At 38.6% G+C, this 9,394-nt stretch carries 5 protein-coding genes and 1 pseudogene; 2 read left to right on the top strand and 4 right to left on the bottom strand.

The window, feature by feature from the left end:
• Positions 1 to 361: hypothetical protein (locus tag BHE89_RS23655; protein WP_171742447.1), on the top strand; the 361-nt coding region annotated here is incomplete at its 5' end.
• A gap of 209 nt (positions 362 to 570) precedes the next feature.
• Here the strand turns inward: BHE89_RS23655 and putP are convergent.
• Entirely contained in the window at positions 571 to 2,055 is a 1,485-nt protein-coding gene (putP, locus tag BHE89_RS03500; RefSeq protein WP_069367611.1) for a sodium/proline symporter PutP, read from the bottom strand.
• Between the two features lie 470 nt (positions 2,056 to 2,525).
• Between putP and putA the strand changes: the two genes are divergently transcribed.
• Entirely contained in the window at positions 2,526 to 6,494 is a 3,969-nt protein-coding gene (gene putA, locus BHE89_RS03495) for a trifunctional transcriptional regulator/proline dehydrogenase/L-glutamate gamma-semialdehyde dehydrogenase (protein WP_069367612.1), read from the top strand.
• A gap of 430 nt (positions 6,495 to 6,924) precedes the next feature.
• Here the strand turns inward: putA and fliZ are convergent, their stop codons facing one another.
• From fliZ to BHE89_RS27310, 3 genes and pseudogenes are all read right to left on the bottom strand, one after another.
• Positions 6,925 to 7,455, bottom strand: coding sequence for a flagella biosynthesis regulatory protein FliZ (gene fliZ / locus BHE89_RS03490; RefSeq protein ID WP_069367613.1), 531 nt, complete (start codon positions 7,453 to 7,455; stop codon positions 6,925 to 6,927).
• A gap of 58 nt (positions 7,456 to 7,513) precedes the next feature.
• Positions 7,514 to 8,236 carry an RNA polymerase sigma factor FliA gene (locus tag BHE89_RS03485; protein ID WP_036912728.1) on the bottom strand — a complete coding sequence of 241 codons (723 nt, stop codon included), beginning with the start codon at positions 8,234 to 8,236 and terminating at the stop codon, positions 7,514 to 7,516.
• Positions 8,237 to 8,676: 440 nt separating this feature from the next.
• A pseudogene (locus tag BHE89_RS27310) lies at positions 8,677 to 9,112 on the bottom strand (flagellin); the annotation flags it as partial.
• Positions 9,113 to 9,394: the final 282 nt, after the last annotated feature.

Raw genomic sequence — 9,394 nt, 5'->3', positions numbered from 1 at the left:
TGATGAACTGTATGGTAAAAATAATCAAAACCAACTAATAAATAAAACTGCTCATTTCTATGATGGAGATGGATCACTTATAGGTACTGATTTATCAGAAATTTTCTATGATGGCAGTAAGATTGCATCTGAAACCATTATTGAATCTAGTGCTGAAAATCAGGGAAGTACCATTTATTATTCTTATGATAATGAAGGCCGCCTGTTAAAAGCAATTGATAATGATGAAGTTATGTTAGAATTTAATTATGGCGAAGACGGTAAAATCTTACATAAAATACAAATATTTACGAGTATGTATGATGATATAAGAGATATGACGGTACTTGCCAAGAATGGGATAAATATAATAATTGCTTAACATGGAATATGGTAAGTGAAGTTAGACAAAATGGCACAATAATCGATACCAGCACTGCAATTGTATATAATAAATTTGAATATTATGAATAAGTTATGAGTGTTAAAAATTTAAATTATATTCCCTTTTAAATTGATGGTGAGTTTATATAACAAAGACCACTTTATTAAATAAAAGTGTCTTTTATTTATCTCATTTTCTCTATTTTATTATGTATTACGATATTGAGTTTCAGCTTCATCAAAACGTTGTTGGTTCTCTTTACTTGGCTCTTTCCCCATTAAACTAATGGCAACGATAGCAATAGAGGCAAAGATAAAACCAGGAATAATTTCATATAACCCAAACCATTTATATTGCATCCACACTAACACGGTTAAAGCACCAATCAACATTCCAGCAAATGCACCATTACGAGTCATACGTTTCCACATGACAGAAATGAGGATCACTGGACCAAAAGCAGCACCAAAACCTGCCCACGCGTTACTCACTAAATCAAGCACCTTATTATTTGGATCACGCGCTAAGAAGATGGCAATAATCGCAACCAGTAATACCATGCCACGTCCTACCCAAACTAGCTCTTTTTGGCTTGCACTTTTACGAATAAATGGTTTGTATAAATCTTCAGTTAACGCACTTGCACAAACTAATAATTGACAGCTTAATGTGCTCATTACCGCAGCTAGAATGGCAGATAGCAGAATACCTGCAATCCATGGATTAAAGAGCAGTGAAGCCAGCTCCATAAAAATACGTTCATTTTTAGCTGTTACAGCACCCGCTTGTGCTGGATTCATTTCAAAGTAAGCAATACCAAAAAATCCAACCGCAACAGTGCCACCTAAACAAAGGATCATCCACGTCATACCAATACGACGTGCTTTACGAATGGTTTGATTAGAATCAGCAGCCATAAAACGTGCAAGGATATGAGGTTGCCCAAAATAGCCCAATCCCCATGCTAATAATGAAACAATTGCGATAAAATCAAGCCCTTTAAACATATCCAAATAAGATTGATCTTTTGCTTTAATAATAGCAATAGAAGTATCAATGCCACCCACTGAGAATATAACAATAATAGGTGTCAGGATCAGAGCAAAAATCATTAACGTCGCTTGAACGGTATCTGTCCAACTTACAGCAAGAAACCCCCCTAAAAAGGTATATGCGATAGTTGCAAGTGCACCATAAATCATCGCTTCGTGATAAGGAATATGGAACGTAGATTCAAATAGCATTCCACCAGCAACCACACCTGATGCACAATAAATAGTAAAGAAGGTAAGAATAACTAATGCTGAAATGATACGCAGTATTTTACTTTTATCATCAAAACGTGATGTCAAATAATCGGGTAATGTTAGTGCATTATTGTTTTTTTCAGTTTGTAAACGTAAACGTCCTGCAACTAAACGCCAGTTTAACCACGCACCTAAGCAGAGTCCAATAGCAATCCAACTCTCTGAAATACCAGCAAAAAACACCACGCCTGGCAATCCCATTAATAACCAACCACTCATATCTGAAGCACCCGCTGACAACGCAGTAACTACACTGCCCAGTCGCCGACCACCAAGAATATAATCATCAAAGTTTTTTGTTGAACGATAAGCAAGGTAGCCGATAAAAAGCATACCCAAGATATAGATCGTAAATGTAATTAGCATTGGCGAAGTTAGAGCCATAATTGCAGTTCTCCATAAATCTGTTTCCGATCATCGGTATGCTTTTGACTTGTACAGGAACGTTGCACTTCGTTGCGCATTAATGATCTTTTCAGTTTTTAATTAAAATAATTTCTTACAGCAACAGATAAAGCATTCACATCAATCCTAGAATAGGTTAACTGCATTTAACAAGAAATTAACGTTTAAATGTTTAAATTTTGTATATGACTTCACACTATTTGTCTTAATTCGAGAGTGTATTATAAATGTAAGTATTAATAATATAAACACAATTTATTGATTTATATACAAATATATTGTGTGAATAAATTAATTCTTTTTTAATCATCCATAAAACCTGACTACTTTCACATTATTTATAAATAAATTGTTAACAATGTTGCACAAAGTTGCAAACATGAATGATATTAATAAAAATAACGGGTAACTGTACTTGTGAATGAGAAATAGAATATGAGGAGCACTGCATGAGTAGCACGACAATGGGTGTTAGACTTGATGAAGAAACCCGCAATAGATTAAAAGAAGCCGCACAGAAATTAGACAGAACATCGCATTGGTTAATTAAACAGGCTATTTTCAATTATCTAGAACAAATTGAAAATGATCAGGTTAATCTTGGTCACTCAACAGTTGCAGAGCAAGATATTGATGAAAGCACAGAAACGCTAACTGCCTATTATCAGCCTTTCTTGGAATTTGCTGAGCATATTCATCCTCAGTCTGTTTTACGCTCCGCAATTACTTCTGCATATCGTACACCTGAGACACAAGCTGTACCTATGCTCTTACAACAAGCGACCTTACCTGAAAATGAGGCCCAAGCAACACATAAACTGGCCTATTCCATTGCTGAAAAATTACGCCAACAAAAAAATGGGATTGGACGTTCTGGACTGGTTCAAGGTCTATTACAGGAATTCTCACTTTCTTCACAAGAAGGTGTTGCTCTTATGTGTTTAGCAGAAGCTTTATTGCGTATTCCAGATAAAGCCACGCGTGATGCACTTATCCGCGATAAAATCAGTCATGGAAACTGGCGTTCACACTTAGGACAAAGTCAATCGATGTTTGTGAATGCGGCGACATGGGGCTTATTATTCACAGGCAAATTAGTTTCTACACATAATGAAGAAAAGTTATCTAACTCTTTAAATCGCATTCTCACCAAAAGTGGCGAACCATTAGTTCGTAAAGGTGTTGATATGGCGATGCGTTTAATGGGGGAGCAGTTTGTCACGGGTGAGACTATTTCTCAAGCTCTCGCGAATGCACGCAAACTTGAAGAAAAAGGCTTTAGCTACTCTTATGACATGTTAGGGGAAGCGGCATTAACCGAAAAAGATGCACAAGATTATTTAGTTTCTTATCAACAAGCCATTCATGCCATTGGTAAAGCCTCGAATGGTCGTGGTATTTATGAAGGTCCAGGCATATCTATTAAGCTTTCAGCATTACATCCTCGTTATAGCCGAGCTCAATATGAGCGAGTGATGTCAGAGCTTTACCCTCGTCTACTCTCATTAACATTACAAGCAAAACAATACGATATTGGCATTAATATTGATGCAGAAGAAGCCGATAGACTTGAGATTTCACTCGATTTACTTGAAAAACTCTGTTTTGAACCTGAATTAGCAGGCTGGAATGGTATTGGCTTTGTGATCCAAGCTTACCAAAAGCGTTGTCCATTAGTCATTGATTATGTCATTGATTTAGCACGCCGTAGCCGTCGTCGCTTAATGATCCGTTTAGTGAAAGGTGCCTACTGGGATAGCGAAGTAAAACGCGCTCAAATTGATGGCCTTGAAGACTATCCTGTCTATACTCGTAAAGTGTATACTGATGTCTCTTATCTGGCATGTGCAAAAAAACTACTCGCATCACCTCATTTTATTTATCCACAATTTGCCACGCATAATGCACACACACTGTCAGCAATTTATCATTTAGCAGGTCAAAACTATTACCCTGGACAATATGAGTTCCAGTGTTTACACGGTATGGGTGAACCACTTTATGCTCAAGTCGTGGGTAAAATAGCAGACGGAAAATTAGGTCGCCCTTGTCGTATTTATGCACCAGTAGGGACTCATGAAACATTACTTGCCTATTTAGTCCGTCGCTTACTTGAAAATGGGGCTAACACATCATTTGTCAATAGAATTGCTGATACCACTATTTCTCTTGATGAATTGGTGGCAGATCCCGTCAAAGAAGTGAACAGAATGGCGCAAGCCGAAGGCCAAGTTGGGCTTTCTCACCCTAAAATTCCGCTTCCTAATAAACTGTATGGTGATGAACGTAAAAACTCGCCAGGCATTGATATGTCAAACGAACATCGCTTGGCATCACTTTCTAGTGCTTTATTAACATCAGCAACTGAAAATAGACATTGCGAACCTTTATTAGGTGATACGTTTAATTCTTCAGAAAAAATGCCAGAACCCCAATCTGTATTAAACCCTGCCAATCATGCAGATGTTGTCGGTACAGTAAGAGAAGCGACAGAAGCCGAAGCCGATTTTGCCTTAACCCTTGCTCAAGAAAAAGGCGAAATCTGGTTTGCAACCCCACCAGCGCAAAGAGCTTCATTTTTGATCCGTGCTGCGGAATTAATGGAACAGCAAATGGGATCGCTTATGGGAATATTAGTGCGTGAAGCGGGTAAAACCTATAACAACGCGATCGCTGAAGTTCGTGAAGCCATTGATTTTCTCTATTATTATGCAGCCCAAGTAGCTCAAGATTTTGATAACAATACACATCGACCTTTAGGCGTTGTGGTTTGTATCAGCCCTTGGAACTTCCCATTAGCGATATTCAGCGGACAAATTGCTGCGGCTTTAGCTGCGGGTAACACGGTGCTTGCAAAACCTGCAGAGCAGACACCTTTAATTGCATCAAAAGCGGTTGAACTTTTCCATCAAGCTGGTATCCCTTCTTTTGCTTTACAACTGCTACCAGGGCAAGGTGAAACCATTGGTGCACGTTTAGTGGCTGATGAACGTGTTCGTGGTGTGATGTTTACAGGTTCAACAGATGTTGCTCATATTTTACAAAAGACCTTAGCAGGTCGTTTAGATAACGAAGGTCATCCAGTGCCTTTAGTGGCAGAAACGGGTGGCTTAAATGCCATGATTGTTGATTCATCTGCATTAACAGAACAAGTGGTGACTGATGTTATGGCCTCCGCTTACGATAGTGCGGGTCAGCGCTGCTCGGCTTTACGCCTGTTATGTATTCAAGAAGAAGTGGCTGATCATACTATCGAGATGCTTAAAGGTGCGATGGCACAAGCCACAATGGGTGATCCAAGTTTGCTATCCACAGATATTGGCCCTGTTATTGATAAAGAAGCAAAATCAGGCATAGAAAAGCATATCCAATCTATGCGCACAACAGGCTTCGATATTTATCAAGCATCACACAATGAGCTATCAAAACATGTTGAAAATAACAGCACCTTCATTCAACCGACGTTAATTGAGTTAGATAAAGTTAGTTCATTGAAGAAAGAAATCTTTGGTCCTGTGTTACATGTTGTACGTTATGCAAGCCAAGATTTACCTGCTCTACTAGATGAGATTAATGCCACAGGATATGGGTTAACAATGGGCGTTCATACACGTATCGATGAAACGATTGCTTATGTTGCCTCAAATGCCAAAGTGGGAAATTTATACGTAAACCGCAATATGGTTGGTGCTGTTGTGGGCGTTCAACCTTTTGGTGGTGAAGGATTATCCGGTACAGGTCCCAAAGCAGGTGGCCCAGTTTATCTGTATCGCTTATTATCTAAACGCCCTGACAATGCCGCAACACAAACACTCGCCCGCCAAGATGAGACACTTCCTCTAGATACGTCTCTTCGTAATACGTTATTACAGACTTATCATAAGTATATGGAATGGCTATCAAGTAAAGCGGATAAATCACATTATGAAGCTTTAGAGAAATATGCCCTTGCATCCCAAGCTGGAACATTACGTGTATTACCGGGTCCTACGGGTGAACGTAATACGTATCAATTAGTCCCTTGTGGTGATGTACTGTGTATTTCTGATAACGAACAGGATGCATTCACTCAAATTGCCGCGGTTCTCGCTTCTGGTTGTCATGCTGTTGTCGTTAATAGCCAGTTCTCACAAAAAACATATCGTGAGTTACCAGATATTGTCAGAAAAGCCATTACACTGACAGAAAAATGGAATGATGATTCACTGAAAATCAATGCGGTCATTTACCATGGTGATGGTGATCAATTACGTGAAACTTGCCAGAAAATTGCTCAACGTAAAGGGGCTATTATTTCTGTTCAAGGATTTTCTCGCGGTGAGACAAGTCTGTTGTTAGAGCGTTTGTTACATGAAAGAGCATTAAGCATTAATACAGCCGCCGCAGGAGGTAATGCGAGCTTGATGACGATTAGTTAATTCCCCTCCTCTCTTTCTCTCCTTGTCTTTGAGACCACCTTTAAAGTTTGTTTTCTTAAAGGTGGTTTTTTCTTTTGTTACTCTATTATTTCTAAAGATATCGTCGAAAGTGTTATTTTTTGAATGCTGTGATGACTCTCACTTTTTTTTATATTAATTATTCGCGGTGAATTCGTTTAGTAAATATACTTACACATAAGTCAACCTAGAAGTTGATTTAATTATATCTTTATGAATACCTGAAACTTGCGCCCCACTGTGGGCGCTTTTTTATCTATCTTTGATCAGTGTGAGTGTTCTTCTTAAAGAATAAATAAAGCGCTTTTTTAAGATAAGAGGAAAAGTATCAAGGCAGGTAACGGGTGATTATAAACGACAAAGAAAAAGGAGTAGGCTAGGCTACTCCTTTTAAGGTCTCTCTTGAGCGCAATTAGTGATTGCTATTCATCGATGATGGCTCTTGGCACCAATCGAGATATTGCTCGTACTTACGTAGTGCAATATTGTAGTTACTAAATGCAGAGGGAGTGAGCTTTTTACTCAAGTCTGACTGAATTTTCTCTGTCGTAAACTCTTGACGTGGAAAATTAGTTGAAGTCAGTAATTCATCGAGCCGACGTAAACGAACCACATACTCACGAACAGTACTGTGGCTCATCTCCGTTTGTTCAAACAAATACTGCTTAAAAGACATAATGTCAAAGTAGTCAGTTTCACTATTACAGTAAATCTCACTACAAAAACGACACAGCGCAGAAAACTTCTCTTGTAACGTTTCCCACGTTTCATCATCAATTAAATCTGTCATTTCAGAAATGGCTTCTTTATTGATAACTTGGCGATTGAATACAAGAGAGATCCGATCAAGCGCCTTGTGGCAATGTAGACAATGAGTCTGGCTGTGTTTATAGTCTTTAATGTAACGGCTTAGCGGCCGTTTCTTTTGTGTTGAAACAGACATAAGAGATAAAGCCCTGTGTTGTAGTCTTAATAAACAAAAACAAAAATAAGCAAAACTTCTATTTCTCTGGGTTTAAGCGTGCTCGCAGCCTTTTTATGGCTTGGCTGTGTAGCTGGCTCACGCGGGATTCCCCGACATTAAGCACTGCGCCTATTTCTTTCAAATTAAGTTCTTCCTGATAATACAGAGTAAGAACCATTTTTTCCCTTTCGGGAAGCAATTCTATCGCGTCTATGACTCTTTGGCGAATATCACTTTCTAATAACATCTGTAATGGGTTGTCATCATGATCTTCGTCTTGAGACGGTTCACAGCTTTCACCGTAAATTTCATGCCATTCGTCATAAGAGAACAATTGGCTGTTATTCGTATCCAATAGGATCTGCCGGTATTCTGCTAACTCAATCTGCAAATGATCAGCAACTTCCTGTTCTAATGGTGGTCGTCCTAGATCCTGCTCGAGTTGATGAATAGAATGAGTCACTTCTCTTGCATTGCGACGCACACTGCGGGGCGCCCAATCTCGACTGCGTAGCTCATCCAGCATCGAGCCACGGATACGTTGAACAGCATAAGTGGTAAAGGCAGCGCCTTGCATTGAGTCATAACGCTCCACGGCGTTTAATAACCCAATTCCACCCGCTTGCAAAAGATCATCCAATTCAACACTCGCAGGTAACTTGACCTGTAATCGTAATGCTTCATGGCGAACCAACGGGACATATCGCTCCCAGAGGCTATTTTTGTCCATCACGCCTTCGGCGGTATACAAATCACTCACAACAAAAGACACCTTTGGATAAAAGACCGGAAACCATTATCTGGCGAAATAGATTTAGCAATCGGCTGAACAGTGAAGCAAAAGCACCTCTTTTTCACCTATGCCAAATTTTCAGTAAAAATCGGGTTTTCATTGATAATTAATTTGTCATTGCATTACGAGAACTACTTTACCTTAAATGATCGGCGACTAATCCTTAGAAAAACCGTTAATTAAATTGATAATTTAGCTCATTAAAAGAAATCGATGAATTGAATATGCATTCTGTTCATAAAAAAATAACATATAAATCATAGTATTTTATTTTGTGAGATTTTAGCTTCTTGGCAACAAGTTAAAATACTCATAAATGATTAATTAAGAAAACGATTGTTTTGATGATAAAACACCCACTGCAAAAAATTGCAGTGGTGTTATTTGAGGATTATTTAAGATTAAATTTAACGTAACAGTGATAATACGTTTTGTGGCATTTGATTAGCTTGTGCCAATACTGAAGTACCCGCTTGTTGTAAAATTTGGGTTTTTACTCATATTGGAAACTTCAGTTGCATAGTCTGCATCTAAAATACGGCTACGTGAAGCAGTCAAATTATTAACAGTATTACCTAAATTGGTAATGGTTGAATCTAAACGGTTTTGCACCGCACCCATTGCACTGCGTAAGCTATCAACTTGAGCCAGTGCGTCATCCAATGCTTTCAATGGTTTTTCAGCGAGCATATCTAAACCCGCTACCGCTGTTGTTGTAACATCAATCTTTGCTTTAGCACCTGCTGCACCTGCGGTTACCGATGCATCGAAGTAACCTTCAACGCCTTTTGCATCCACAGTTTGTACGATAAGTTTTGATTTATCGTCTTTACCATCGGCACCTTTTGCATAATAAATATCATAGCTTTTAATTGTGCCATTTGTAATTTTGTCATCTAGCGCTTTAGTATCAAACTGTTGCATTTCTTTTGTTGTATTAGGAGCTGTACCAATGGTTACTTCAACTTCAGTGGCTTTAGAACCAACTTGGCTTTTTGCTGATAAATCCAATTTATCAATACCCAGTGTAGTCGCATCCGTTTTTTTCAAATCAACACTGATTTGCTCTTTATCATGCGCGCCAATTTGTAAATTTAATGTACTATCTTCACTTAACACTTTGAC

The organism is Shigella sp. FC1967 (assembly GCF_001743005.1).
Taxonomy (GTDB): domain Bacteria; phylum Pseudomonadota; class Gammaproteobacteria; order Enterobacterales; family Enterobacteriaceae; genus Proteus.
The sequence above is the reverse complement of the archived record's forward strand: the minus strand, read 5'-3'. Positions and strand labels throughout refer to the sequence as shown.